The 26,638-nt window shown below is 50.3% G+C and carries 27 protein-coding genes; 16 read left to right on the top strand and 11 right to left on the bottom strand.

Going from position 1 to position 26,638, the window contains the following annotated elements:
• Positions 1-9: 9 nt before the first annotated feature.
• The 3 genes from EZJ49_RS01810 to EZJ49_RS01800 form a co-directional block, all read right to left on the bottom strand.
• On the bottom strand, positions 10-2,505 hold the full coding sequence (locus EZJ49_RS01810; protein WP_262553801.1) for a hypothetical protein: 2,496 nt from the start codon (positions 2,503-2,505) through the stop codon (positions 10-12).
• A gap of 128 nt (positions 2,506-2,633) precedes the next feature.
• Positions 2,634-2,969, bottom strand: coding sequence for a rhodanese-like domain-containing protein (locus EZJ49_RS01805; RefSeq protein WP_262553799.1), 336 nt, complete (start codon positions 2,967-2,969; stop codon positions 2,634-2,636).
• 4 nt (positions 2,970-2,973) lie between these two features.
• Positions 2,974-4,191 carry an MFS transporter gene (locus EZJ49_RS01800; RefSeq protein ID WP_262553798.1) on the bottom strand — a complete coding sequence of 406 codons (1,218 nt, stop codon included), beginning with the start codon at positions 4,189-4,191 and terminating at the stop codon, positions 2,974-2,976.
• Between the two features lie 29 nt (positions 4,192-4,220).
• On the opposite strand from EZJ49_RS01800, the gene EZJ49_RS01795 reads away from it, so the two are divergent.
• Entirely contained in the window at positions 4,221-5,375 is a 1,155-nt protein-coding gene (locus tag EZJ49_RS01795) for a hypothetical protein (protein WP_262553797.1), read from the top strand.
• Here EZJ49_RS01795 and EZJ49_RS01790 read toward each other — a convergent pair whose 3' ends face one another.
• The 4 genes from EZJ49_RS01790 to EZJ49_RS01775 are packed head-to-tail and all read right to left on the bottom strand — an operon-like array spanning position 5,376 to position 7,777.
• The gene (locus tag EZJ49_RS01790; protein ID WP_262553796.1) at positions 5,376-5,666 is read right to left on the bottom strand and encodes a DUF167 domain-containing protein; all 291 of its coding nucleotides are present in this window, start codon (positions 5,664-5,666) and stop codon (positions 5,376-5,378) included. It lies immediately after the preceding gene.
• A gap of 14 nt (positions 5,667-5,680) precedes the next feature.
• Complete coding sequence (locus tag EZJ49_RS01785; RefSeq protein WP_262553794.1) at positions 5,681-6,220, bottom strand: DivIVA domain-containing protein; 540 nt, start codon at positions 6,218-6,220, stop codon at positions 5,681-5,683.
• 60 nt (positions 6,221-6,280) lie between these two features.
• The gene (locus EZJ49_RS01780) at positions 6,281-7,108 is read right to left on the bottom strand and encodes a pyrroline-5-carboxylate reductase family protein (RefSeq protein ID WP_262553793.1); all 828 of its coding nucleotides are present in this window, start codon (positions 7,106-7,108) and stop codon (positions 6,281-6,283) included.
• A gap of 9 nt (positions 7,109-7,117) precedes the next feature.
• Positions 7,118-7,777, bottom strand: coding sequence for a YggS family pyridoxal phosphate-dependent enzyme (locus EZJ49_RS01775; RefSeq protein WP_262553792.1), 660 nt, complete (start codon positions 7,775-7,777; stop codon positions 7,118-7,120).
• Between the two features lie 248 nt (positions 7,778-8,025).
• Here EZJ49_RS01775 and EZJ49_RS01770 point away from each other — a divergent pair, with 248 nt between their 5' ends.
• Entirely contained in the window at positions 8,026-8,433 is a 408-nt protein-coding gene (locus tag EZJ49_RS01770) for a hypothetical protein (protein WP_262553791.1), read from the top strand.
• On the opposite strand, the gene EZJ49_RS01765 is transcribed toward EZJ49_RS01770, so the two are convergent.
• Both EZJ49_RS01765 and EZJ49_RS01760 read right to left on the bottom strand, forming a co-directional pair.
• Positions 8,434-9,294: a polysaccharide deacetylase family protein gene (locus EZJ49_RS01765; protein WP_262553790.1), complete on the bottom strand. Its 861-nt coding sequence runs from the start codon at positions 9,292-9,294 to the stop codon at positions 8,434-8,436.
• Between the two features lie 76 nt (positions 9,295-9,370).
• Positions 9,371-9,946, bottom strand: a complete 576-nt coding sequence (locus EZJ49_RS01760; protein WP_262553789.1) for a Maf family protein — start codon at positions 9,944-9,946, stop codon at positions 9,371-9,373.
• A 28-nt stretch (positions 9,947-9,974) separates the two neighbouring features.
• Between EZJ49_RS01760 and EZJ49_RS01755 the strand changes: the two genes are divergently transcribed.
• Genes EZJ49_RS01755 through EZJ49_RS01730 form a run of 6 tightly spaced genes read left to right on the top strand, consistent with a single transcriptional unit; the run spans position 9,975 to position 16,775 of the window.
• On the top strand, positions 9,975-10,883 hold the full coding sequence (locus tag EZJ49_RS01755; protein ID WP_262553788.1) for a type II secretion system F family protein: 909 nt from the start codon (positions 9,975-9,977) through the stop codon (positions 10,881-10,883).
• Positions 10,883-11,233: a DUF192 domain-containing protein gene (locus tag EZJ49_RS01750; RefSeq protein WP_262553787.1), complete on the top strand. Its 351-nt coding sequence runs from the start codon at positions 10,883-10,885 to the stop codon at positions 11,231-11,233. Before EZJ49_RS01755 ends, EZJ49_RS01750 begins: the two co-directional genes overlap by 1 nt.
• A complete protein-coding gene (locus EZJ49_RS01745; protein ID WP_262553785.1) occupies positions 11,220-12,893 on the top strand; it encodes an FHA domain-containing protein in 1,674 nt (557 codons plus the stop codon). The genes EZJ49_RS01750 and EZJ49_RS01745 overlap by 14 nt, the downstream gene beginning before the upstream one ends.
• Entirely contained in the window at positions 12,893-14,056 is a 1,164-nt protein-coding gene (locus EZJ49_RS01740) for an FHA domain-containing protein (RefSeq protein ID WP_262553783.1), read from the top strand. The genes EZJ49_RS01745 and EZJ49_RS01740 overlap by 1 nt, the downstream gene beginning before the upstream one ends.
• A complete protein-coding gene (locus EZJ49_RS01735) occupies positions 14,056-16,089 on the top strand; it encodes an FHA domain-containing protein (protein ID WP_262553781.1) in 2,034 nt (677 codons plus the stop codon). The genes EZJ49_RS01740 and EZJ49_RS01735 overlap by 1 nt, the downstream gene beginning before the upstream one ends.
• 8 nt (positions 16,090-16,097) lie before the next feature.
• Positions 16,098-16,775, top strand: a complete 678-nt coding sequence (locus tag EZJ49_RS01730) for a hypothetical protein (RefSeq protein ID WP_262555915.1) — start codon at positions 16,098-16,100, stop codon at positions 16,773-16,775.
• Here the strand turns inward: EZJ49_RS01730 and EZJ49_RS01725 are convergent.
• Positions 16,772-18,499: a sulfatase-like hydrolase/transferase gene (locus EZJ49_RS01725; RefSeq protein ID WP_262553779.1), complete on the bottom strand. Its 1,728-nt coding sequence runs from the start codon at positions 18,497-18,499 to the stop codon at positions 16,772-16,774. The genes EZJ49_RS01730 and EZJ49_RS01725 overlap by 4 nt on opposite strands.
• Positions 18,500-18,660: 161 nt before the next feature.
• On the opposite strand from EZJ49_RS01725, the gene EZJ49_RS01720 reads away from it, so the two are divergent.
• Together EZJ49_RS01720 and EZJ49_RS01715 are read left to right on the top strand one after the other, a co-directional pair.
• A complete protein-coding gene (locus EZJ49_RS01720) occupies positions 18,661-19,290 on the top strand; it encodes a MotA/TolQ/ExbB proton channel family protein (protein ID WP_262553777.1) in 630 nt (209 codons plus the stop codon).
• 3 nt (positions 19,291-19,293) lie between these two features.
• Positions 19,294-19,698, top strand: a complete 405-nt coding sequence (locus EZJ49_RS01715) for an ExbD/TolR family protein (RefSeq protein ID WP_262553775.1) — start codon at positions 19,294-19,296, stop codon at positions 19,696-19,698.
• Positions 19,699-19,728: 30 nt separating this feature from the next.
• On the opposite strand, the gene EZJ49_RS01710 is transcribed toward EZJ49_RS01715, so the two are convergent.
• Positions 19,729-20,802, bottom strand: a complete 1,074-nt coding sequence (locus tag EZJ49_RS01710; RefSeq protein ID WP_262553773.1) for an immunoglobulin domain-containing protein — start codon at positions 20,800-20,802, stop codon at positions 19,729-19,731.
• A 217-nt stretch (positions 20,803-21,019) separates the two neighbouring features.
• On the opposite strand from EZJ49_RS01710, the gene EZJ49_RS01705 reads away from it, so the two are divergent.
• The 6 genes from EZJ49_RS01705 to EZJ49_RS01680 all read left to right on the top strand — a co-directional run bounded on the left by EZJ49_RS01705 (position 21,020) and on the right by EZJ49_RS01680 (position 26,615).
• Positions 21,020-21,436, top strand: coding sequence for a hypothetical protein (locus EZJ49_RS01705; protein WP_262553772.1), 417 nt, complete (start codon positions 21,020-21,022; stop codon positions 21,434-21,436).
• 127 nt (positions 21,437-21,563) lie between these two features.
• Positions 21,564-22,229: a diacylglycerol/polyprenol kinase family protein gene (locus EZJ49_RS01700; RefSeq protein WP_262553771.1), complete on the top strand. Its 666-nt coding sequence runs from the start codon at positions 21,564-21,566 to the stop codon at positions 22,227-22,229.
• Between the two features lie 25 nt (positions 22,230-22,254).
• Positions 22,255-23,112 (top strand): CDP-diacylglycerol--serine O-phosphatidyltransferase, encoded by an 858-nt coding sequence (pssA, locus tag EZJ49_RS01695; RefSeq protein WP_262553770.1) that lies wholly within the window; start codon positions 22,255-22,257, stop codon positions 23,110-23,112.
• A complete protein-coding gene (locus EZJ49_RS01690) occupies positions 23,096-24,103 on the top strand; it encodes an aspartate-semialdehyde dehydrogenase (protein ID WP_262553769.1) in 1,008 nt (335 codons plus the stop codon). The genes pssA and EZJ49_RS01690 overlap by 17 nt, the downstream gene beginning before the upstream one ends.
• Before the next feature lie 56 nt (positions 24,104-24,159).
• Positions 24,160-25,524: a CFI-box-CTERM domain-containing protein gene (locus EZJ49_RS01685; RefSeq protein WP_262553768.1), complete on the top strand. Its 1,365-nt coding sequence runs from the start codon at positions 24,160-24,162 to the stop codon at positions 25,522-25,524.
• Positions 25,521-26,615: a porin family protein gene (locus EZJ49_RS01680; protein ID WP_262553767.1), complete on the top strand. Its 1,095-nt coding sequence runs from the start codon at positions 25,521-25,523 to the stop codon at positions 26,613-26,615. The genes EZJ49_RS01685 and EZJ49_RS01680 overlap by 4 nt, the downstream gene beginning before the upstream one ends.
• Positions 26,616-26,638 lie beyond the last annotated feature (23 nt).

The following is a 26,638-nucleotide window of genomic DNA, read 5'->3' as shown; positions in this document are numbered from 1 at the left end:
TTTTTGCAATTAAAGGCCGACGCCCATCCAGCGGATATAGTATCCATAGCTATTGTGCGGAACTGCGGAAGCATTGCAGTTGGTTGAGTCATAAGACCCCAAAATCCCGATGTAAATACGGAAGCTGGTCGGGGTGATATTATAAACTGATGTCGCTCCGAAGGTGACCCAGTGGCTTCCCACGCTGGCATCCAGGGTTGGGAAGTAGTTAAAGACCGTGCTAAAGTTGCAGGAACTTGTCGAGATGTCTTTATAAGCCGAGCACCAGGTGCCGCCAGTTGTATTGACGGCATAATATGTCCATCCTCCGGGACTGCTCGATCCGACACAGGCTCTTAAAGAATTTCCGGAAGTGTCCTTCACTGCACCGATAAGTTTACCCATGACTGTCACGTCACCAGCGCCATCAATTTTCACGCGTTCCTGGCGAGTCGTGGAACCATTTGCCGTGGTGGAAATACTGAGCCCGGTTCCTTGAGCCGAGGCCGTGTGATTTTCCGTGGCGCGGAAGCTGACATTGGCCTGCGGCGGCCACAAGTTCGTAGAAGGTGTGGGGGATTCAGAGCGATAGCCAATTCCCGCCACTTCCATGCTGGCAGTCGGATAAGCGGTGCTTCGCTGCACCACGAATGGATTGGTTCCGTCCATGACAACATCGGCCTCGTTGGATTTAATGTGCAGGGTGGACAGGGGGCTGGTCGTGCCGATACCGACATTGCCTGAACCGGTGATTCTCATACGTTCGGCATCAGTTCCTGCGGCTGCGGTATAAAACCGCAGATTTCCATTCACGGCTGTTGCAAAGTCTGTTTCCGCATTCGAGGAAATACGCGCACTGTAGGCATGAGTAGAGTTGTCGTATCCGCGGAATGCCAAAGTGCCAATGGTGTCATTGGCTAAAATTGGATTGCGAGTCGAAGCTGTACCGCGGGAGCGGACCAAACTGATTTGAGGCACGGCTGTTTCGGAATTCACACCTTCCATAAAGATGTCATCGCCATAGTCAGTGCCGTCACCCACGATATGCAGGCGGCGGGTCGGAGAAGTCGTGCCCACGCCTATCATGCCGTTGCTGTCCATACGCAGACGTTCTGTTCCGTTGACGCTAAAGCCAAGCATTCCTGTGCCCGGAAACATTCCCGAAGAGCTGTATCCACCGAAGGAATACGTTGGATTGGCTGCGGTGAAGGAGCCTCCTCCAAGTCGCATCAAAGGTCCGAAGGAACCATTCAGGATCAGCGATGTCGCACTTAAATCCATGGCCAGATTTCCGCCGGAAGTGAATTTCATAATCCCGCCACTGTTGGAAATCCCCGTGGATGGACTGCTGGCAAAACTCAAAGACGGAGTATTCCAGGCACCATCGGCCAGATAGATTTTACCTGCGTTGGTGATATTGTAAGTTCCCATGTTCAGATTTGTAGTGGCGGTATGATTCCCCAGGTTATCACCTGATGCTGGAAGCAATGCCGCTGGAATTTTCCCGGAGCCATCCAGTTCGACCAGATTTCCGGCGGAGTCTCCGAAATCCTTCGTGGAAGCGGTGCCTAGCCCCGATACCTGTGTATTGGCGATGGCAATATTCGCACAAGTGAATGTGTCGGTGATAGCACTCCAGTTAAGAGTTTTATTCGCCGTCGCGCAAGAGGCGGGCATTTGTGTATTTCCTGTGACCGTGGAACGCAATTCACCAAAGCCAAAGTATTGAACATTCCATTTGCTGGAATCAAACATCAGTATTTGCCCCAGGGACGGAGTGGTGCTGGCCACCGGGATGCCTTGGATTTTTTCAACTTTGGAATTACTTAATCCCGCAGTGGATGTTACATCACCCGCTAAGTTTGGAAGATCCGTCGCTGTGACATTAGAGCCTCCGGTGACCAAACCTTTGGCCGTCACGGTCACCCGGTCATAGGTTCCTGCTGCGACGCCGGAATTATTCAGTGAAATCACCGGAGCTGTGCCTCCGGAACTGACCAAAGGCGCCGAAGCCGTGACGCCCGTCACTGTGCCACCACTGGTGGTGATCGTGGTCCACGAAAGTTTACCGCCACCGTCCGTCGTCAAAAGCTGGCCTGTACTGCCGTCGGAAAAGGGCAGTTCATAACTGGTATTTTGTGATAAAGTCGGCGCTTTCAACTCCACATAATTGGAGCCTGAATACACGCGCAGTCCTGTGGAGGTCTGAATCAGGCCGCTTGTATTAATAGCTGTGCTACCCCCGATGGTTCCCGAAATGATGGCATTGCCTGAAACTTTGCCCGCAGTCGTGAGCGTTGCCAGCTTACTGTCGGTGATGGCCGCACCTGCCGCAATATCGGCATTCACAATAGTGCCATCGACGATTTTTGCAGAGGTCACTACGTTGTCGTTAAGAGTGACTGTTGCTGAGGGGGCCCCGCTGGAGGAAACATCGCCGGTCAGGCCGGTCAATGCTCCTGAGGTTCCCATATCATCAGCCGGCACCCACTTGCCACCGTCATATTTCAGCACCTGTCGTTGCAATAGCTGCGATCAAAAACTTTTTCATGGTACATCCTTGTTTAAAGTTTCAGTTTTGATGTACCCAGTATGTTACAAACCGTATGAATCAACAACAAGGCTTTAACAAAAGCGGCGGCTTCTGTGTCAAATTATTGTTGGCGCTCGGTTAGCAACCCTTGCAAACCACCTTTGACAAAGAAACTATTAATGAATCCGGCACCTTCAAGCTGTGTGACCACCTGGGGGCTGGATTTTTCATCTTTGTCCAAAACGACGACGGCAAAGTGCGGCGGAAGGCTTTTGGATTTCACCGATTCCAGTACATTTTCCATTTGGCAGTGCAGACTGATGTTGTCCAAGTGCATTTTTGTGACACTTTTGTACCAGTCCGAAAGATCCACCTGATCCAGGATGACCAGCAGAAATGGCGTGCGTGTTTGGATCAGATTGTCGAATTGAAAGTAACCGATAGAGTTGAATTCCATATTGTTATCCTACGCGGCCGTGGTCTGGAATAAGTTTATAAATAGCAACAACGATCATAAGTCCGGCAAATGCCATGACACCTGAAGCCCAGAAGGGTGAAGTGATGGCAACAGATCCGTAAAGGAATCCGCCCAAAGCGGGGCCTAAAATGCGCCCCAAAGAGGCCATGCTTTGAGTGACCCCCATCGCGGCCCCTTGTTCTGAGGAATCAGAAAGTAAGCTGATGCTTCCCAGTGTGGATGGATTCGCCAGACCGTTGCCCAGCGACAGTAATGTCATGGTTACGGCCATGCCGGCGATGGTGTCCACCACCGCGATACCAGTTAATCCCAGAGCCAGAAGCAATATGCCCAAGCGCAGAACTTTGCGTTCGCCCCATTTCGGCAGCAGACGGCGCACCAGGAAGCCTTGAGTAAAGATGATGATTAAACCAATATAAGCAAAACCGAAGCTGACCTGTTTAACGTCCCATTGATACTTTTCGCCCATGAATAAAATCAGTGTGGCTTCCATGGAAGACATCGCTAAAGAGCTTAGCAGGAAAATGACCATCAACGGGCCGACAGTTTTTTTGTTCAGATACTGCCACATGATTGAAAAACGTTTTTTCTTGGCTGCAGATTCACTTTTTTCACTTAAGGATTCTTTCAAGAACTTCATACCGAACAGGAAGTTGGCAAAACAAAGTCCCGCAACCCAGTAAGAGGCAAAAGATGTGTCAAAGTGCGCCGCTGCGGAAATATGCTGACCCCATACGGCCAGACCGCCTCCCAGAGCCGGGCCGACAACAAAGCCCAGACCGAACGCAGCCCCAATCAAAGCCATGCCTTTGGAGCGTTCGTGTTTAGGGGTGATGTCAGAAATATATGCTGAGGCTGTGGAAAGACTGGCTCCGAAGAAGCCCGCCAGCAGACGAGCGACAAACAGCCATTCCAAAGAACGTGCCCATGCGAACATGATGTAAGAAAAAGTTTCGCCAACCAGACAAAATAGTAAGATCGGACGACGGCCATAGCGGTCACTCAGGCGACCCCAGAATGGCGAGAACAAAAACTGCATCAAAGAATACACAGACAGCAGCAAACCTGTTTCGAGTGCCGAAGCACCGAAGTTGCGACTTAGGATGGGGAGAATTGGAATAACCACACCAAAGCCCACTAAATACAGGAAAACAGTGAAAAAGATGATCGCTAGCTGTGATTTGTTTGATGTCGCCGTCATAGGCTTGTTAATATTAGGAAGTTATGAAAATGGCAAATAATCTTCAGCGTTGGGCAATTGCCTTCTTAAGTATTTTTTCGATTTCATTGCCAGCTCTGGCTGTGGATAATTACAAAGAGTTCCGGCGGGATCGCTGGGATTTTGAGGCGTCTGTTAACTACTTCTATTCTGAAGCCAACTATCCGTCTTCTGGCGGGGGAAGTCAGAATCTTCCCAGTGGAAATACCTATTCCCTGTTGGATTCGTCCTTTGGGACTCGTTACACCCCAAAAAGAAACTGGTCTGTTTTTGGTTGGGGAACGGTTTCCAATGCTGAAAGCAAGGATTCTGTTGCAACTCGTGGCAATAGCTCCTTCAGTGAAGCGGCTGTGGGCTTTGATTTTCTGATGTATTCAGATGCGTTCCAGCTGATTCCTGAAATCATTGCCGTCATGCCGTTTGAAGAGGTGGACCCTGCTTCGGATACCGTACTGAATTCTGAGGGTGTTTTTGAGGTTCGCTCCCGTTTGATTGCCCAAAAAGACTTTGGAACTTTGCGCGGCTATGGATGGTTGGGGTTTAACTTCCGCAGCGGTGGACGTTCGTTCCTGATGCCGTGGGGTGTGGGGGCGCAGTTTAAAATGAACCGCTTCCGTTTGGGTGGAGAACTGTTCGGTTATCAGAGTGTTTCTGATGACACGACGGATGTGACAGAGGCCTTGCGGACTTCTTATATCAGCGGGGTTAATGCGGGTTCGATGAAGTTTTACGGGGTGAAGCCCAACCTGATGGATTCCCAGATTTATGCAACCTGGCTGATGACGCCCAAATGGACTTTGCAGGTTAACGGGGGAACCACTTTGACAGGTTCCAATGCTGCTGCGGGTTTTCATGTGGGAGGCTTCCTGCGCTATAGTTTTGATATGAGCGAGGGGTATTCAGAGCAGGAGTACGTGGCGCCAGTTGCAAATCCGGTTCCGAACTACCGTTCCAATATGTATGAAGAAAGCGAAATGAGTTCGCAGAAAAAGGTTCAACGCTTTCAGGAGCAGCTTGATGATGGCGTGGATCAGAACCTGTTTAAACCACGTCCCACCAAGGCTAAGAAGCGCAAGCGCGTGAATCAGGATCAGTTGCAACAGGAACTGGATAATACGGAATTCCAGATCGAACTGAAATCCAACAAGAAGCAAAGAGGCCGTTAATTATTCCCGGGGTACTTTTAAAATGCCCCGGACCGTTTCTTCGCTCAGGCCGCAGAGTTCAACAACCTTATGCCGGCCGGTGTCGCCTTTGACCAGCACAACATCTCTTTTCGGAATATCAAAAAGATCGGACATGAATTCGATCAGGCCTTCGTTGGCGCGGCCGTCAATGGGCGGAGCTGTGATTTTAACTTTAAGTTCGCCGTTGTGAGGACCCACAACTTCGTTTTTGGAGGCTTTAGGCTGAATGAAAAGGTGGAGCCGAACTCCACCTTTTGTTGTTTCAATCATGAAGAAAACCGGAATTATTCTGCTGACAGCGGAGACACGTTTGGAGAGCGGCCTGCATTGCCATTTCCGTTCACAATGTTGTGATTTGGAAGCTGAGCCTGAGGCATGTATTTCTCGCCTTGTTCCAACAGTGACAAGTGTGCCTGAGCCAGAGCTTTTAAATTGGCTTCAAACTGCATGCGTGCACGTTTTAGCTCGGTTACTTCCTGATACATTTTTTTCAATGAATCACGAGAGTCACGAGTGATAATTTCAGCCTTCTGCTGAGCATCCGCAATAATCAGCTTCGCTTCGCGGTCTGCATCCTGACGCAGACGATCTGCCATCTGGGTGGCTGTGGCGATAGTTTCTTTCAAAACCTGATCACGCTCTTTGTATTCCATCAAGGAAAGTTCTTTTTCGCGGATGGCTTCTTTTAGAGTGTTACGCTCTTGAATCAGAGCTTCCATTTGTGCCGCGATCTGCTGAAGGAAATCCATAACCTCGTCAGCATCAAGTCCCATCATCTTTTTACCAAAAGACTTGTGTGCGATATCGATAGGAGTAATTCTCATCTTGTTCCTCCTTGAACAATATGAATTAAGGATAAAGGCCGAGTCTGTCTGCGGGCAAGACTATTTGATTTCCCGGGCCATTTCTTTGTTTCTCATCGCCGCCTTTTCAAAGCTGATGCGAAGAGCGCGTTCGATCTCAAGCTCTCTCATGGACTGAAGTCCAGCTGCCGTGACACCTTTTTTGGAAGTGACGCGGGCCTGAAGGTCTTCGACGCCTTCACGGGCTTGTGCGGCCAGAAGGGACGCTCCCACAAAGGTTTCGATGGTCATCAGGCGGGCCTCTTCGACAGAGAAGCCGTGTTCTTCAATCCAGTCCTGCCAGTACATCATCATTTCAAAGACGAAGCCGGTTCCGCTGGAGCAGGAAACCATCAGGGCTTCAAATTGATCCTCGTCGCCGACATGAATCACCCGGCCCAGTGGTGTGAACAAATCTTCCACGGTGGCCTCAAGGCCTCCGTCGTCGTCATCATTCAGCAGATACCCAATCACACCACGGCCGATCAGGGACGGGGTGTTCGGCATCACGCGTGCAAGGCGGGCGCCCTGAACATAGCGTTCCAGGCTTTCCATGCGGATTCCCGCAGCCACGCTGATGACAATTTTATGTTCATCAAAGCTGCGTGTGACGGGCTCCAGAGCATTCAGAAGATCCTGCGGTTTAATTGCAAGGATAATGATATCGCACTTATCCACCAGTTCATCGTTACTTGACACCGGATTGATATGGTAAGTTTCTGCGAGTTTGTGAAGTTTTCCTTCGGAGCGATTGGAAGCGTAAATATTTTTGGCAGGGAGGCCTCCTTCGATGAGACCTTTAATCATGGCTTGCGCCATATTTCCTGCCCCAAGAAAGCCGACTTTTTGCGATTTCAACAAGGGATTCATATAGTGATCCTACCCTTTGGCGGGGCGTTCGCCAAATAAAATAGTCCCAAGCCGTACGATTGTTGCACCTTCCTCAACTGCGACAGGGTAATCATGGCTCGTGCCCATTGACAGCTCTGTCAGTGGATGAACTTGAAGATCCGTCATCGTTTTCAGTTGATCGCGCAATTCACGCAGCTCCACAAAGTAAGGACGCACTTCTGCCCCGGTTTCGGTTAATGGTGGCATGGTCATAAAACCAAAAATATTTAAATGCACCAGTGCTGTCAGGGACTTCCAGCATTCCAAAAGTTTTTCTTTTGAAAAACCATCCTTGGATTCCTCCTGCGCCAGATTGACTTGAATAAGAATTTTTTGTTGCAGGCCTTTGGTTTCGCACTGGCGGTTGAGCGTTTGGGCCAGTTCCAAAGAATCCACCGAGTGAATCAGATGAAAGGCTCCGACGACCATCCGGGCCTTATTTTTTTGCAGATGTCCGATGAGATGCCATTCAATGTCCGGCAAATCGGCCAGAAGCTTTTGTTTTTCCAGTGCTTCCTGAACATAGTTTTCGCCGAAGCGGCGCTGTCCTTTGCTGTACAGGTCGCGAATCTTGTCGGCGGGCTGAAGTTTGGAAACTGCAAGCACTTTGGCCGGATGGGCTTTCTGAAGAATCTCTTTTAAATCCATGCCTTTTCATAGCAGATGTAAATCCTTTTTGTCCATAGAAATACCATCGCTACTTTTTTGTTGACGATGTGTGAAATGGTGGTAGAACATGGTTTATGAGACGCTCCTCCCGAAGAGCCACGGCGCGAATAGCCGCAATCCGCACAGATGACCCCCGGCTGCATCCTATGAGGCAGTTCGGGGGTACGCTTTTAAAGAAAAGCCATGCAAAAACCGCAAGGCCGCTTTCTTTGAAGCGGGGAGTGCATGTGGCACTTCATTCAGAACAGGCGCAGGGTGAATGGTCATTGAAGACAGCCCGGAACAGGCGTCTTATTCAGGAAATTGTCCGTGCTCAGGCAGGGAAATATGGAATCTCCATCCGGGAGATTTTAACCCATGGTCAGGATTTACATCTGTTGATTAAATTAAAAAGCCGGTCTTCGTTCGCACCGTTTATTCGTGCGATCAGTGGGATGCTGGCGTTGATGATTACGGGCTCTGGAAAGACGCGGGCTTTGAAAAAGAAATTCTGGGATTTTCGGCCCTGGACACGACTTGTGGATCTGACTGTGAAAATCTCTGTCGTCAGCGAGGCAGGTCTTTTAAATCATCTGCGGTATATCAAGATACTGCCGGGCCCATTGGGAAGACCCAGCATTCTTGAATCTTCGTAATTAACGATTTAGTTTAGGGAAGATATTGCGATCATCCAAAGTCACAAAGCGATAGCCTTTTTGTTCCAGCATGGTCAGCAGGCGATCCAGACTTTTTGCGGTGTTCATGTGTACGTCATGCATAAGCAAAACGCCGCCCTGTGTTTTTGCCACTTCACGCATCACGTGACCGGCATAATCCCGGCGCAGACTGTCGGGTGTCTGGCAGGTTGCATTTTCTTTGTCAGTCACGTAGCCGTCTGCATAGGCCCAGTCACAAGTGTCAATGTCCCAGCCTGTGATGTGATAGCCCAAAGATTCAATCATCTCATTGGCAGAACAAGTGGAATTGCCATAAGGGTAACGGAAGTAAGTCGGCTGAGAAAAGGAACGCAGCATGCGGTCCGTGGCTGAAACCTCTGACTGTGCTTTTGAGGAACTTAGCTCGTGGAAGTTCGGGTGGCTGTAAGAGTGGTTGGCAATATGATGGCCTTCATTTACCACGCGCTGAACCAGAGCTTCATTGCCTTTGATGGCACTTCCCAACATAAAGAAGGTGGCCTTGGCATTATGAGCTTTGAGCACCTCCAGAACCAAAGGGGTGCTGGCAGGGTTTGGTCCGTCATCAAATGTCAGTGCAATGGTTCCACGCGTGACAGGATCAGGAATTTGAATCGCATACTTACACTTGTTGCGGGGCTTTAGCACATCCCAGATACCCCAGGTGTCGTCGTAGTCCTGCATGCGCTTCAGGCCTTCTTCAGCCTGACGTTCGATAAGTTCCTGGACGGAAGGGGCTTGTGGCAAAACTTCCTGTGCGTGTGTGGTTGCAGCTGCCAAAGTCAAAGCAGCCAGAGTAAGAGAAACGGAACGTTTCTTCATGTGAACGACCTCCGATGGAAAAAGATGGGCCACCATACCAGAGGTTGGTGCTTTCACCCCAGAGAACTTTCAGCGTTTAAATTTTGGACAGTAGATTTTTCACCGCTTCAACGGGAAGGCCCACGACGTTGTCGAAGGGGCCGTCGATTTTCTCGACGAAGGCTCGACCCTGGCCCTGAATTCCGTAGGCCCCGGCTTTGTCCATCGGCTCCCCGGTGTCAATGTAGGTCCAGATTTCAGCATCACTCAAATTTTTGAAATAAACTTTTGTCGTCTCAACATGAGACAGCTCTTTCCCCGAGCTGGACTCGACCAGGCACACGGCCGTCAGTACTTCATGATATTTTCCCGACAAAAGCCTGAGAATTCGGAAGGCATCCTCGCGATCCTGGGGTTTTCCCAGGGGGCCACCCCCAAAAATCACCTCCGTGTCGGCTGTAAGCACAATAAACGGCTCTGTACGGCTGGCCTTTAGCAGAGGCAAAGCGGCCCTCGCCTTACGACGGGCAATATCTAAAATCTGCTCGTTTACATTCAGGTTTTTATTGGGAATTTCCGATATTTTAACTGGCACCACGTCGAATGAAAAACCGGCTTCACTAAGCAGCTGTTTTCGGCGCGGGGACTCTGAGGCAAGGATAAGAGGCTTCATAGGAATACTTGAACACGAAGAGGCGAAAATGGGAAGTGCAGAGTTAATGCTGATTCTGGGATTGCTGCTCGCAGGAGTGGCGGTCTTCCTATTTGTCAGTTCGATATTTGCAAGCAACTCCGACAAGCAACAGCTGTCGTGGGCCAACAATGATGAACCGGTGAAATCCAAAAATCCGGTGATCAATTTCTCGCGTCCGCTGGTGCATCAGTTCACCTTGCAGCACGCGATGAAAATTCGCAGTGAATCCTATCGCAAGAAGGTCAGCAGATACATTAAAACCTCGGGCCTGTCTTCAGAGCTGAACGAGGATGAGTTCATCGGTTTGCAATTGCTTTGGGGGATCATATTCCCGATCTTCCTGATGATCATGAACTTCTCGTTGCAGTTGGGACTTTCCATTCCGGTGGTTATCGGCATGGGGCTGATTGGTTTCTATCTGCCGCAGATTCACGCCAAAGGTGAAAAGAAGCGTCGTGAACTTTCCGTGCGTGCGGACCTGCCGTTCTTTATCGACCTTCTGGCTTTGTCAGTGGAGGCGGGTCTAGACTTTTTCTCTGCGATTCAGAAGATCGTGGACAAGGCGCGTGGCACGGACAGTGTGCTGGCTGACGAGTTTTCAATAGTGTTGAAGGATATTAAAATCGGTTCGTCCAAATCCCAGGCTTTGAAAGAGATGGCGGAACGACTGGACATGAATGAAATCACAAGCTTCGTGGCAGTCCTGGTGGATGCTGAGGCGACCGGGGCCAGTATTTCCCAGGTTTTGAAAGACCAGTCAGTGCAAATGCGTCTGGAAAGATTCGTTCGTGCGGAAAAGGCCGGGGCGCAGGCGTCACAGTTGATCCTGCTTCCTTTGATGTTGTTTATTTTGCCAGCGGTTTTCATTGTCGTCTTTGGACCGGTGGCAGTGTCGTTTATGTATGGTGGCAAGTAATGATGGCTAAGCTGATGAACACCACAACGAATCAGACTTTGATTGCGGACCTGGAAGTGGCCTCCACTTTCCTTAGCCGTGGCAAAGGACTTTTGGGGCGGGAGAATCTTCCATCCCATCAGGCGTTGTGGATTCATCATTGCAACAGCATTCATACTTTCTTTATGAAGTTTGCGATTGATTGTGTGTTTGTGGATAAGAATCTGAAGGTGCGTGCCATTCGTAAGGATGTGCAGCCCTGGAGATTGATTCTGCCAGTGTGGGGTGCCGCTTCCGTTATTGAAATGGCAGCGGGGACCGTCAGCAAAGTGAACGTCAGCGTGGGAGATCAACTTTATGTGGGCGCTTAGAATCTTGACCGGCCCGCAGGCCGGGTCCGTTGTGGAGTTGAAGATGGGGAAAAACCTCATCGGTCGGGCTCCGCAGTGTGATATTAAGCTTTTAAGTCCGGGTGTTTCCAAGGAACACACCGAGGTTGCGGTTTATAAAGATAAGATCGTGATTACGGATTTGCGCTCCAGCAACGGCACCTATTTAAACGGTGTCCGTATGCAAAGTGGTGTGATGCGTTTGGGCGACAAGCTGGGAATTCATGATGTGATTGCGGATGTGATTCCATCACCGGAAGCCCGTCAGCAGCGTCCTGCGCAAAGTAATGCTCCGGCACCAATGCCTTATTATGGCGGTGGGGCGGCTCCGCAGATGCCACCAGCCATGCCAATGGGAATGCCAGAACAGCAACCAATGGGGATGCCTCAGGGAATGCCGCAGCCTATGGCGGGGATGCCAGGTATGGCAGCTCCGGGCGGCGTGGCTCCGGCCCCTGCTTTCCAGCAGGGTGGCTTCCGTGGATTTATGGATAAGCTGAATGACTACATGGACCGTGTGGCTTTGCCCGGGGTCTATCGTTTGCCACAGTTCGTGGAAATGAAAATGGTCCTTCTGGGCTTTGTTGTTCTGTTTATTTTCTCCACGACCTTGTTGTCGATGATTCCGATGGTGCAGATCACCCGCGCCAGCATTATTAATGAAAGTAAACGTCGTGCGTCCTCTATTGCTCGTACGGTGGCAACTTTGAATCAAACAGCGCTGATTCAGAACAGCTATTCCACACTGACGACCAACGCCGCAGAGGCTGAAGACGGTGTGAAACAGGTTCTGATCGTGCAGCAGTCCGACGGAATGATTCTGGCTCCGGCTTCCCGTGCGGGGACCACGCCGGATCTGCCATTTGTCCATTCGGCCCGTCGTGAAATGCGACCGCAGGCTGTGGAAGTGGATTCCTCCACTATCGGTGCGAGCTTCCCAATTGGTTTGTTTGACCCGAATACCGGTGAACAGTCTGTGAAAGCCCATGCCATCGTGCTTTACGATGTGGGCAGCCTGGCATTTGATGACGGCCGTGCCATCAGTTTGTTCATGCAAACGCTGGTGATCGCCTCTCTGTTGGGTCTTTTGATTTATTACTTCATGTACAAGCTGATTGAATATCCGTTGGTGGCCTTAAATGCCCAGTTGGATACGGCCATGCGTGAAAAAACGGACAATACCGCTGTGGATTTCCAGTTCCCGCCATTGCAGGCGCTGATTGGCAATATCAACAGTTTGCTGACTCGCTATATTCACGGTGACAGTGATGGTGGTTCCGGTGGTGCCGGCTTTGTGAATAAAGACGGGGAAGCAGAAAATCTGGTGCAGATCGTCGGCTTCCCTTGTGTGACGATTTCCAAAGAAGGCCGCATTGTGGCCTGCAATCCGTCCTTCCTGCAAGTGGCGCGTGCTGAAATGGCGCAGTTGCAAGGGCAGCCTTATAAGGCCATTCCAGATGCGGCTCTGCAACAGAACATCGAAGGCCTGATGCTGCGTTCGCGTGAAAATACACGCGGCATTCATACGGACCAGCTGGAATTCAGCGGACATCTTTGTATTTTAAGTTGTCAGGCCATGTGCACAGGGCAGGAAGTGGATTATTTTGTGATCACAGTATCCCCAACTGAAGGAGGCTCTTGATGAGTGCAGCCCCTTCCATGAAGGATACTTTGAAATTTGATATTGAGGTCATCAAAGGGCCTCACAGCGGATTGAAGCTTTCATTTGCAAAAGCGTCGGTGTCGCTGGGGCGTGGTCCGGAAAATGACATTGTCCTTTCCAGTGATCCGCGCGTCAGTCGTCAGCATGCAGAAATCAAACAGCGTGGAAATGAATTTGTGCTCGTCAATCTGAGTCAGAAAAACTTCGTGATGGTCAATGGCCAGAACGTTCAATCCGAGCCGTTGACAAACGATTCGGTGATTCAGATTGGTGAGACAGAAATTATTTTCCGTGCGGAAGTCCCCGAAGTGCAGGCGGCTCCAGCCCCCGCGGCCCCAACACCAAATCCGGTGTCTTTCCTGACACCGAATCCGGGTCCGCCAATTCAGCAGGGGAATCCATTCCCGACGCCGGTCGCAACACCTCGTCCGCAGCAGATGCCGGCGTATCAACAGCCGCGTCCGATGCCATCCATGCCCAATCCGTCCATGCCTCCGGCTCAGCCGATGGGTTATGGCGGATACAATCCTCCACCTTCCGGTGGGGGGGCTGGTCCGGCGATGGGAACGATGGCTTCGCCACCGTCGGGTGGGGTGCTGGCGAATCCGAAAGTTCGTTTCTATGGAATTGTGGCGGCCATTGGTTTGGCAGTTTGGTTCTTCCTGTTCTCTGGCAATTCCAAACCGAAAAAAGATGCCAACACATTCCGAACGTCCGCGTTGTCGATGGCCGATGTGGCCGAGGCGGAAAAACGCTCGCAGGAACTGTTGACTGTTAAAAAAGAAAAATACGATTCCATCCAGTATCGTCGTGCACAGGAAAACTTTATCAAGGGTTTCCGGGATTTCCAGCAGGGTCAGTATGCCCGTGCACGTGAAGCCTTCCAGGTGGTGTTGAATCTGGACCCGGATAACGAACTGGCGAAGCGATACTTCCATTTGTCGAAGATTAAGTTTGATGAACTGGTGAAATTCAACATGATTCAGGGCAACCGCTACAGAGAGAAAAAGAACTGGCGAATGTGTCAGTCCAATTATTCCAACGTGATGACAATGCTTCAGCATAGGAAGGATGATCCGTCCTATAAGGAAGCCAAGCAGTATTATGAAGAGTGTACTTTGAACCTGGAGGGCAGATACTAATGGCGCTGCTTCGGGTTCGCCTTCGTGGCAAAACAGTTTGTGAAGTGAACTTAAGCGAAGACCGCTCTTATGTGGCTGGTCGTAAAGAGGACTGCGATATCGTTTTGCAGCCGGAAAAAGGCATTTCCCGGGAACACTTCAAGGTGTCCTTTGTTAATGGCTCATGGACTGTGGAAGTAGTGTCCCGCTACGGGGAAGTGATCTATAACGGTGATCAGGTTCAGCAGTTTTCGCTTGAACATGGCAGTCAGTTCTCTGTACCGCCTTATGAATTTGATTTCCTGAACACTGTGGCGGAAGTGCCAGCGTATGAAGAACAGCCTGCGGCTTCAACGGGTGAAAATCTGCCGGCTTTGACCGGGGTTCATGCGGAATCCTTTGAAGGCAGCGATGAAAAAACCATGATCGGTGTGGCGCCAACGGCGGCCTTCATCAAGATTGTGGACAGTCACAACGAAGCCAAAGAGATGATCCGTCTGGATGCCGGGGATTCGTGGGTGGCCGGACGCGATCCATCCTGTCATATTCAGATTCGTGATCAGCGGGTCAGTCGTCGCCAGTTTGAAATTCGCAGAGCCGGTTCGCAGTACGTGATTCTGGATCTGGGCAGCGTGAATGGCACGCTGTTAAATGGAAACCCCATTTCCTCCACGGACATGACACCGATCAAGAGCGGTGATGCGATCAGTGTGCTGGAAAATTATCTTTATTTTGAATTGCACGATGCGAGCTTCCAAAGTCGTATGGAGCTGGTCAGTGTGGCCCCGCCAAATCCTTTGGTGCCGACTTCTCAAGAAAGTCTGCCAATGGAATATCAGCAGCAGTCTTACGAGATGGCCCCCTATCAGGGGGCGATGCCGCCGATGCCTTATCAGCAGCCGATGCAGTATCCGGGTATGGGAGCTCCGGCTCCGCAACATTACCCTCAGGCAGCCAGCGGGAAATTTGATTTCCAGAAGCATCGTCCAAAAATGATTATTGGTGCCGTGGTGCTGGTGGCCGTGGCTTACCTGTTCAGTGGCAATGACGGCAAGGCTCCTCCGGCGCAACCGGGGCAGGGGCTGGTGGTGCCGGGCTCGCCAGCGGATATTTTTGCAAAACTAAAACCGGAACAGCAGGCACTGGTTCGTCAGCGTTATAAGGATGCCAAGAACCTTTACATGCAGGGTAAATATCAACTGGCACAGGATGAAATCATCAAGATTCAGGAACTGGTGCCGGACTATGAGGACATCCGTGAAATTGAACGTTTGTCCAAAGAGGCTATTTTCATTCAGGAACAACAACGTCGTCAGGCCGAGATTGAAAAATCCAAAATAGAGGCGGAAGAAAAGATCCAGAAACAGGTCGCCGAATGTCAGAAGAAAATCAATCCGATGATTACTGCGCAGGAAATTGAGGACTGTCTAAGCCCGGTGCTGCAATTCAACCCCGAGCATCCACGCATTCTGGATTTGAAAGCCCAGGTGGATGCTCTGAATGCTCAGCGTGAAGCCAAGGCCGCGGAAAGGGCCGTTTATCAGTCATTGGTGTCCAAAATGAAAGGCCTTTATGACCGGGCTCAGGCCGTGCATAAAAAAGGCAAGCCACTGGATGCCATTGCGGCTTATGAAAAAGTGATTGATGCGCAACTGCCGGACCCGAACGGGTACAAAGGGCAGTCCAAGCGCACGATTGCCTCGATCCGTCAGATGATGAATTCCAAAACGGCACATCTTCAGGCCGAGGCGGAAAAATACTATCAGTCACAGAATTTGAAGGGGGCCATTCAGTCCTTGCGAAAAGCACGCTCTTTGGACCCGACCAATGAAGAACTGCCAGAGCGTATCGAGCGCTATGTGGTGGAGCTGCGCAAGCAGATGATGACTCTTTATCAAGAGGGAATTCTGGAGGAAAGCTTCGGCAATGTCGATGGTGGTGAGGCCAAGGCCGGTGCCAAGGATAAGTGGAAGAAGATTCTGGAGCTGGATATTCCGGACGGGGAATACTACAAAAAGGCTTATATTAAACTGAAGAAATACGGAGCCCTGTAGTCGTGAAAATGCAAGAGCGATCCTATAGCACCAAGATTCTGCGCCCAAAACCTCTGATCCACCGTGAGGACGACGGCAGTTTGATTGTCGTGGCGACCTCGTGGGGACAACCTGAACACGCGCAGCGTGCGCTGGATGAGGTTGTGAAGTATGTCAGCTCTGCCAAAGCAGACGTGGAAGTGACCTCGCCGTTTGAGTTCCTGACCTGTCTGACTGACGAAGTGAACTATGTGCGCACCGGGATCTTAATTGCCAATGACCTGTTATACCGGGGTGAAAACCGCGCGGAATATTCTTCCGGAGTGGAGCTGATGGCCATCTTCAGGCGCGGCTCGCAATTGGCGTGGGCCCATGTGGGTTGTCCAAGTTTATTCATTCAAAGAAAAAATCAGAAATTACAACCGCTGTCGGTGGGGCTGGATTTATCCAGTGAATCCGAGGTCAGTCAGTTGCCGCCTCTTCCGGCGCAATTGCTGGGATTGGACCCCACTTGTTATATTCACTGCGGACACACTTCTGTAAGTGAAGGGGATCGTCTGGTTCTTTTGGCCAGCAGTCGCGTGGCGACAACGCTGTGGACGCGTGAAGGTAATTCTTTGGATCTGTCTGCGGTCACAACCAGTATGATTCAGGAAAACCCGGAATCTCCGTTCTGGCTGGGACTGGTTGATGTCGATGCGGATTAAAGGTCTTCGACAGTCAGATTTTTATAAACCTGATTGCGCAGCTTGCTGAATTCCGGAAGGCTTAAAGCCAGTTCCACCCTTGAAGGGGCAAAGACATTGTCCCGCGATGTATCCCAGATAAGACCTGCGGCAATGTTGGTTCTTTGGATCTGTTGATCCAGCATGTAGTTTTTAAATGAACGCTCAAAACGTTTTTTCTGCGTGTCGCGCACCAGTCCGCGGGCATCCGCGCGAATCCAGTCAATCCATTCCAGGAACAGCGGGTCTCCGCAGTTTTTCAGATTGTCCGTGTTGATGCTTTTTGCCGAGATCAAATCAAAGCAGGCATCAGAAACCCTGGCATTCTTCATGCCCAGATTTTTTTCTGCAATGAACTGCCATGTGGACACTTTGTTTTTGGTGCCCAGTTGCTTCAGGGTTTCCCAGTCTTTTTGATTCAGGGCGATTTGCGCAGTCCAGTTTAAAAGATCCAGACTGCCGGGCTGGGACTGCAACAGTCTTTTTAAATCCTTTAACAGCAAAGCCTCCTGATCCAGACGCATCCAGCGGGAAAAAGGCAGACTGAGTTTGGTCGTCCATTCAGAAGCCAGCGGTGCAAAGGCCGGAAACTGGTTTCGATACAGCAGGGATTGCAGGCGCTGGGTGGTGGGCAGGATGCTTTCCTGCAACATGGGAAGTGGATTGGTTTCAAAGCGGTCCACCAGCGTGTTGTAAAGGCGCGGCTTTTCATCATTGATCAGCAGAACGTGGTTGGAAATGGCGGCTGTTTTTAACGGACCCGCCTTGCGCCACAGGGCCCAGCCAGATTCCAGTAGTAAAGGACGATCTTCAGCCCAGTTGGCATTGGGGCTTTTCAGAACTTCTGCCAAAGAATGCGCGGGAAACGACGGAGGAGCCTGATCCACAATGCTTTCCCCGAGCAGATGGAAAACGGTGCGGCCGACATCGACCAGGCTGACGTTCTGATCAATCTTCCAATGGATGGCTTCATCGCGTTTCTGTTTTTGTGAGGGTTTGATGAAAAGGGCCACTTGTGTGTTTTCGCCATGCAAGTTCATGGTGCTGAGCTCTTTCGGGCGGTCGTTGCCCGTATGACCATTCAAGCCCACCAAAAAGATCGTGGTTTTATCCCAGCGACCGCTGTTTTTCAGGTCTTCAAAAAGCTCGTAAAGGCTTTCATCCAATTCATCCAGCTGGCTTTCAAAACTTAAATTGCGTGTTTCACCAAGATCCGTCACGGTTTCGGTTGTGGTGAATAACAGGTCAGGAACATAGATCACGCTGAAAAAGGCCATGCCCGCCGCATCCTGATGAACCCATTGTCGAAAGGCATCGGCATTTTGTTTAAACGGACGAATCAAACTGCGGAAGGTCGGAACGATATTGTCATCAAAAAGCTCAAAGCCCTGATTTAAACCTGTGCGGCGAAAGACAGGGGCACCACCGGAAAAGAAGCTGGTGCGATAGTCCTGATCCGAAGCCACCTCGGACGCCAGTTCAAACTCGGCGGCCAGACCCGGGCCCCCATTGTGACGAATCTTGTGTTGGTAGGGGTAAAGTCCAGTCAGCAGCGAAGTCAGGGCCGGGACAGCCAAGGGGGAGGGGGAAAAAGCGTGGGTGAAGCGCACCGACTCTTTGCAAAGCAATTGAAAACCAGACCTCTCGGGGGCTTCTTGATTGCAATTGACGTCGCTGATGGTCAATTCATCAACTGCAATGATCAAAATGGATTTCCTGTCGTGTGTCTGGCAGGAGAGCTGGACCAAACTCAGAAGGAGTAGTGTGAGAGTTAAAATGATTTTCCGCATACCTTGACCGTATGTAATGGTTTTAGTGATAATGGATCAATTAGATTGCGCAGTCAAAGATTTGGAGGAAATCACCCATGCTCACGGAAAAAATATTTACAGTTGCCCACTTGGCGGATCAAGTCGTTTTGTGGATCTTGCTTGTTCTCAGCGTCCTGAGCATCGGCATGATTTTGGAACGCTACTTTGCTCTGAAAAAAGTTTCCGCAGAGTCTCAACGAGTGCGCGCACGCATCAAGCTGGCTTTGCAAAGCAACAGCCTTGAAGATGTCGAGGATCTGGCGAAAGATCCAAACTCCATTGAAGGTCGCGCAGCAGGCTACGCATTGAAACACATGAGAGACGCGGGCAGCAAAGGTCTTTCCGAAATCTTCAACACCTTTGCTTTGACAGAGCGTCCGGAACTGGAAAAATTCCTGGGCTTCCTGGCGACGGTGGGTTCCAATGCGCCTTATATCGGATTGTTTGGTACGGTTTTGGGTATCATGAAAGCCTTCAATGATTTGGCGACAGCTCCAGAAGCGGGTCAGCAGACGGTGATGGCGGGTATTTCCATGGCCCTTGTGGCAACGGCAGCCGGTCTGTTTGTGGCGATCCCGGCGGTGGCGGCTTACAACTATTACAGCAAGCAGGTTCGCGGCGTGTTCCAGAACCTGGAAAGCGTGAAAGAGTTGTGCCTGGCTTACGCTAAGAAAAAAGGTGTGTAACAAATGGCAATGAATAACAGCGACAATAATGAAGCCATAGCGGACATTAACGTCGTTCCGCTGGTGGACATCATTCTTGTGGTGTTGATCATCTTCATGGTGACAGCTCCCATGTTTATGAAGCCCACCATCAACGTGAATCTGCCGAAAGCGGCCAGCGGTGATCAGACGGCGCCAAGCAAATTGAATATCGCATTGACGGCAGACGGCCGTATCAATCTGAACGGAAGCTTCGTGACGGAAGAGGATGTTCGTGCGAAGGCGACAGATGAGGTCGGAAAGAATGCCGACGTTCAGGCAATCATTTCTGCGGATAAAGACGTGCCCCACGGAAAAGTGGTGGGACTTCTGGACATCGTCAAAGGTGCCGGGGTTAAAAAGTTCGCAATCAGTATCGATAAAAAATAAAAACAGGAAAGGGCTCGAAAGAGCCCTTTTTTAGTTGGGTTGTTTTACCCACTTACAGGTGTTGGCAATGAGCTTCAGCTTGTTGTTGCGGCACTCAAACTGAACTTCCCCGGTGTATTTATATGCATAGTTATCAGCGTAACGGTCCCCGTACTCATAATCATAATTTGGATTTACAGTCGGAGTATGAATTCGCGGAATAGTCGTGCGGCAGTTCATCCAGGTTTTATCCAAATATTTCAACGCCGGAACGTCATAGCTGCTTAACTTGGAATAGCTGGGTGCCTGGAAGAGCACATTGTAGCGGTCGTACCCTTGATGCAGCAGGAACTTCCCGCGTGGGCCATCGAAATATTCCGTGAAATAGTTGTAGGCCTGATCATAGGTGGCATTTGTATAGGTGAAATAGCGACCGGCAGGACATCCGACGGCCGGTTCCAGAATAGTCACGCGTGCCAGATTACTTTGCACGGACTGGCTTTTGGCATCTTTAATCACCACATAATAGGTGCCTTCATTGCTCCAGCTGTCCGCTGAACCCGAGTAGAAACTGTAATGGCCCATGCCATTGGTAATCGCTGCGCTGTTTTTGTACCACTGAATTGTGTAAGGGGAGGTGCCCCCGGTGAAGGTGACCTCAAGCTGGAAGTTGCCGTTTTCCTGCACACTAACGCTGGACGGGTGATTCACAATTTTCAAAGGACCATCGCCCCCGCCGTTGCTACCGCTGCCGGAAGACCCGCCACCACCACCAATAGTGACTGCCCCACCGCCAGAAGAAGATCCGCCGCCGGAACTGCCGCCTCCGCCAATGGTGACTGCGCCACCAGAGGAACTGCCGGAACCTGAGCCGCCCCCATTGGAGCCGCCGCCCATATTGATGCCACCACTGCTTCCAGGGCGAGAGCCCCAGATGGAAGAATTGCCGGAACCTTTGGAGCCGGAGGCCGAAGAGCCTCCACTGGTGTCTTTGTCGCAGTCCGAACCGCTACAGAGAGAGTTCTGTGGAGCACAGTTCTGAAAACTCACGATGGTGAGTGAAGCGACAACAATCGCTGAAAGAACTCGAAAGTTTCGAATTTTTCGCAAAATACGTCTGTTCATGGTCACCTTTCCCCCAGTGCCTGGACTTTAATACGGAAGAATCGTGGAAAAACTAAAGCAAAAGTCCGGTATTTTTTGGGAATTTTCTCAAAACGACACAGCTAAAGTCCTGCGGTGAATTTCCGATCAAAGAAGTATGTTTAAACGTCAGCCTTCGGACACACAATTTCTCATTGTGACATTTGTTTTGGTGCTCTTTTTGGGGGTGCCCACCTTTATGAATTTGACCGAGGATGATGCTGTGGTTCCGGACGCCATTGCGGCGGGGCAGGGGCCGGCCCTGGCGGCGGGAAGAACTCCAGCCAGTGTTCCTGCGGTGGGAAGCCGGATTTCTTCGGCCATCTCTCATTTGGCGCAGCTTGATTTGCGTTGTGCAAAAAAAGCACAGAGCCCTCTGCGTGTTGAAGGCAGCTATGTCCAGTTTGAGGGTAAAAACTGTCTTCGCGATAAGACTCTGGAAATCGTTAATAAGAGCAATGGCTACACGGCCTCTGTTTTCTTAAAAGGCACTGACAAATATCAAACCGACCTGATCCAATTGCAGAAGGGCGACAACGAAATTACGATTCGTTATCACGATGGCCCCGGAAAAGCTGTGGAAGAGGTTGTTCAGGTTCATTCCAATCAAATTTAATTAAATAAATACAGTCACTTGATGCGATCGGCTAGAGTAAGATCAATTAAATTGATCTTGCCACGCTCTGCCTTTAAGTTAGCCACCGTCCCGCGATAAACGCGTGGATAGTGAGTGGACTTATTTGATGCTAGTTGAAGGAATCACCCAACCTGTGGACTTAAAAAAACGTTCGGACATTCATTATGCTCGTAAAATCTGGCATATGTCCGGGGTCTTTGCGATGTTCCTGGCTTATGTGTATTTGCCACCTGCAGTCTCTATGATCATTCTTATGGTCGCATGGTCCCTGTTTGTTCCTTTTGATTTCCTACGTTTGAAATACCCGGCTTTGAATGATTGGGCGATGCATGCCTTCAAGCCAATCATGCGTCAAAGTGAAGTGAAAAAACTGGCGGGCACAACATTCCTTTTAAGCGGTGTTCTGATCGTTGATGTGCTGTTCCCAAGACCGATCGTGGCTTTGACTTTGTTGTTCCTGGCGTTTGCCGACCCTATCGCAAGTTATTTTGGAATTCTGTACGGCAAGGATAAAATCTTTGGCCACAAATCCATCCAGGGCTTCATGGCGGCATTCTTTGTTTGCGCCGCAGTGACTTTCATTTATTTAATCTATCACAATTATTTGATGGATCGCCTGATTGTCGTGAGTTTGTTCGCAGGTTTGGTTGGCGCTTTCGCAGAGCTGATTCCTGTTGCCAAGCTTGATGACAATTTGACTCTTCCTCTGATGAGTGCGGTGGGGTTGACCATCCTGTTTTATTTCTTTGGATTTTTCTCTGCTGTAGGATAATGTCTGCCTATTAAAAGGTGGATATATGGCTACGGAAACTCACATCGATAAAATTGACTCTGAAGACGCTAAAGCCCAGCGCTTGGCAATGTACATTTATATCCTTCCCAACCTGATGACGACGGGAAATCTGTTCTCGGGCTTCTTCGCTGTTATTCAATCCATCAAAGGCAACTATCTTTATGCCGCTTACGCTATCGTTGTGGCTGCGATCTTTGACCAATTGGATGGCCGTCTGGCTCGTTTGACTCGTTCCACAAGTAAGTTCGGTGCAGAATACGATTCCCTGTGTGACCTTGTCAGCTTCGGCATGGCGCCGGGTGTATTGTTGTTCTTGTGGGCTTTGCAACCCTTTGGTCGTTTGGGCTGGGTGGCGTGCTTCCTGTTTGTGGCTTGCGGAGCGCTTCGTTTGGCGCGTTTCAATGTTCAGGCGAACGTGGTTGAAAAGAATTACTTCCAGGGTCTGCCAATTCCAATGGCGGCGGGTATTGTGGCGTCTTCTGTTCTGGCATTCCAGGATTTGGAGTTGGAACCCCTTGGAAACTACGGTCTTTTGGTGATGACGATTTTGCTGGCGTTGGTAATGGTCAGTAACTTCCGTTTCCGCAGCTTCAAGGATTTGGATCTGAAAGAGCGTCTGCCTTTCCGTTACCTGATCCTGGGCTTGGGTGTCCTTGTTGTTGTTGCACTTCGTCCTGAAGTGATGTTGTTTGTTCTCTTCATGGCTTATGCTGCTTTGGGTGCTGTTTTTGGTGTCTTCAAGCTCGGAAAAAATATCCGTAAGATCAAGCCAAGTGTGTACGCTCCGGCCTCTGTGCATGAGAGCGACCTGGTCCTCGAAGAAGAGGAAGAAGAGGCAGCGAAAGATGAAAAGAAAACTTAAAGTCGGTGTCGTTGGGGCGACCGGTATGGTCGGCCAGACATTCATGAATATTCTGGCAGAGCGCGACTTCCCCATTGCGGAGCTGCGCCCTTTTGCTTCTGAAAACTCTCTGGGTAAAAAAATTGAACTGCAAGGTCAGCAATGGCCGGTGCAGATTTTAAAAGACGGCTGCTTTGACGGCTTGGATCTGGTGTTCTTTTCCTCCGGGGATGATATTTCCGCAGAGTGGGCTCCCAAGGCCGTTGCGGCCGGGGCATTTGCCGTGGATAACTCGGCGGCTTTCCGTATGGACCCGAATACTGTTTTGATCGTTCCTGAAGTGAACGGTCATCTGGTGAATAAAGATTCCAAACCGCAGATTATTGCCAATCCGAACTGTTCGACCATTCAGTTGGTGGTGGCGTTAAAGCCGTTGCAGGAAAAATTCGGTTTGGAAGAGGTCCGCGTCAGCACATATCAGGCGGTCAGTGGCGCAGGTCAGGGCGGGCATGACGAATTGATGGAGCAAACCTCCAATCATCACAAGAACCCGGAGCCGAAAACTTTCCCGCATACAATTTTGTTCAATTGCATTCCTCAAATTGGCTCGTTCAATGATCAGGGGTATTGCAGTGAAGAAGTAAAGATCATGAAGGAAACCCGTAAGATTCTGGGTCAGAATGATCTGAAGGTGTCGGCGTTCACAGTTCGTATTCCGGCTTTGAATGCCCACAGTGAGTCTGTGTGGGTGACTTTGAAAAAGTCCGTGGGTCAGGATGAAGTGACGGCGGCTTTGCAGGGACAGGATGGAATCGTGGTGCAGGATGAACCGAAAAAAAGCGTTTATCCGCTGGCTCGCGATGTCTCAGGTAAAGATCCGGTCTATGTGGGTCGTATTCACCGGGACCTTGAAAATCCCAACATGTGGCTGATGTGGGTGGTTTCTGACAACATCCGCAAAGGGGCGGCTTTGAACGGGATTCAGATCGCTGAAAAGATCTTCTGCGACTAAGGTCTGGGCGGGGTCCATTTTTTGACTTCCGGACCTTAGCATGGTTCGATTAAAGGATGAGACGCTTTCCATGGACGGGAATTCACAATTATAAGTCTTGGGCCCTTTCCACCTTGGTGGGCGGTCTGCTTTTCTCCACATCCAGCTTTGCAACAATCACTCTGGTTTCGGCCGAAGGTGCTTCCAATACTGACTTTTCAGTGGCGGCGACACCAAAACTTTTTGTAGGTTTTGCCGGAAGTTGTACATCCACTGATACGAGCAAAACCTGTGACAGTTGTACGGGTGAGGATGTCGGCGGCAGCAAGTTGTGGCCGTGCAACAAGCGAAATGCTTATCCGACAATGCGTTTAACCATTCGTATCCAGTCCAATAGCACGGTTGCGGTCACGGATGCGGTCTTTAAGGTGAACGACAATACTTTTACACCAAGTATTACACCAACCATGGCTGACGGTATTCTGACGGCTCAGATCGAGTGGCGCGAGCTTTGTGGGGCGATGGCAACGGATAATGCCAGTTGCACAAAAAGTTTTTCTGGCGATTTCGCTCTTGGATTTAAAACAACCACAGATTCCACAACGACAAACGACCTTTTGACCTTCAAGGTGTATGGCCGTGTGAGCACTGCCGGTCAGGATCTGGTTTATCAGGACTGTCCAACCACAGACTCTCAGGTGATTCCGGGTTCGGGGTACTGTCACTTTTCTGTATATCGTGGGGACTCTAAAGTTTACGCCGACCAACTGGGACGGGCGGATGGATATCCGGCAACAACGGCGGCAGGGATAGAATACACCGGGCCGGTTTTCTTCTTCAAAGAGCAGCTTCAGGGCGAGGACGATAATACGACGATCGCCGGTATCACCAATGCTTCAGATTATATGCAGTTGATTTCTCCAGAACAGGACAACCGTATTGATGGATTGGAAAACGAGATCCGCTATTGCATGGTGATGGCAAATCAGGATCAGACAGGAATCATTTCCTTCTTCACGCCACTTCCAGGAACTTCGGGCGGTGTGACGGCAACTGATCTGTGTGCGACCCCGTCACAGGTTGTGGGGCTTTTGGATGACAAGCATTGCTTCATTGCCACGGCCGCCTTTGGCAGTGATATGGCTCCGGAAGTTCAAAGTTTCCGAGATTTCCGCAACAAATATCTTCTTAGCAATTCCGTGGGCGCCAGATTTGTAAAGTTCTACTACAAACACAGTCCATTCTATGCAGAATGGATCTCTCACAATGAATATGCGAAATCCGCAGTTCGTGCGGCTTTGTGGCCCCTGCTGTTCTTTGCCCGTTTAAGTGTGACTTTTGGTTTGTGGACGACTTTGCTGATTGTGACTTTGGCTGGTGCCTCAGCCTATGAAATGTATCGTCGCTGGTTCCGCGTTCGTAAAGTAAGAGGTGTATTGTGAGAATCTGGCATAAGCACTTTGTGGTGGTTTTGGCAGTCTTAGCTTTCCACTCGGCCTGGGCTCAGGAAGAGTCTGCTCCGCAGGAGCCTCCTTTTGTTCAGGAGGAAAGTGAGTTTGAAGTTCCTCCGCCTTCGGATGATCTGTTCAGCAACGAAGCGGACGCTATTGAAAGTGAAATTCAAAGTGCAGCGCCAGAAGGCAAAAAAGAGACCGTTAATCTGAATGAACAAAATCCCGGTGATGCCAAGGTGGAAGAGGATCTTCTGTTTGAGGAGGAAGCCGCACCTGTCGTGGAAGAAAATACGCCAGTGGTGGAAGAGCCCGCGTATGAAGTTGCTCCGGCGCGCCAGACACCCAAAGTGGATGTGGTTCGTCGTTCAAAAAGCGGCGGGGTGGAATACATTCAGCATCCTCAGGCAGCCAAGGGTTTGATGACCATTACTAAAGACGGTGCGTATGTCTATCGCGTAAAGCCGCCATCTGCCTCCAAGGAATCCGGCACCTTCCGGGTGGGGATGATTGATCCTCCGAAAATTCAGTCGGCTGATGGTGTGACGGATTACAGTTCCATGTATGGCGGTTCTTCCCAGCCGGTCTTTATGTTCGATTATGAATGGAAGCCGTTTAACGGTTTTGGCAGCTTAGGTGTCCAGATTGGCGTGGGCGTGATGTATTCCACTGGGCAGGGACGCTTTATTGTTCCCGATCCCCAGTTCCCCGATCAGCAGGCTAAAGAGGAATACACATTCCTGGCCATTCCTTTAAGTCTGGGTGGGATCTATCGTCTGGAATGGGGCAACCGTCAGTGGGTGGCTCCGTATGTTGCGGCCGGTGGAACTTATATTGGTATTGCTGAAATCCGCGATGATGGCAAGTCGCCTTCACTGGTCGGAACACCGGGTGTGTATGGCGCGGGTGGTTTGTTATTCAATATTTCCGCAATGAACAGGGACACGGCTTTCACCCTGAGTTCAGAATACGGTATCAAGAATCTTTGGGTTTCTTTGGAATACCGGCAGTTGCAGACGTTCACGGAGGATGTGGACTTTTCTTCAGGAATTGTCGGCGCCGGAGTGACAGTGGACTACTAAAAAGAAAAGGGGCCGAGGCCCCT

The organism is Bdellovibrio bacteriovorus (assembly GCF_025558485.1).
Taxonomy (GTDB): Bacteria; Bdellovibrionota; Bdellovibrionia; order Bdellovibrionales; family Bdellovibrionaceae; genus Bdellovibrio; species Bdellovibrio bacteriovorus_G.
Note: the sequence above shows the minus strand (reverse complement) of the source record. Positions and strands in the feature narration are given on the sequence as shown.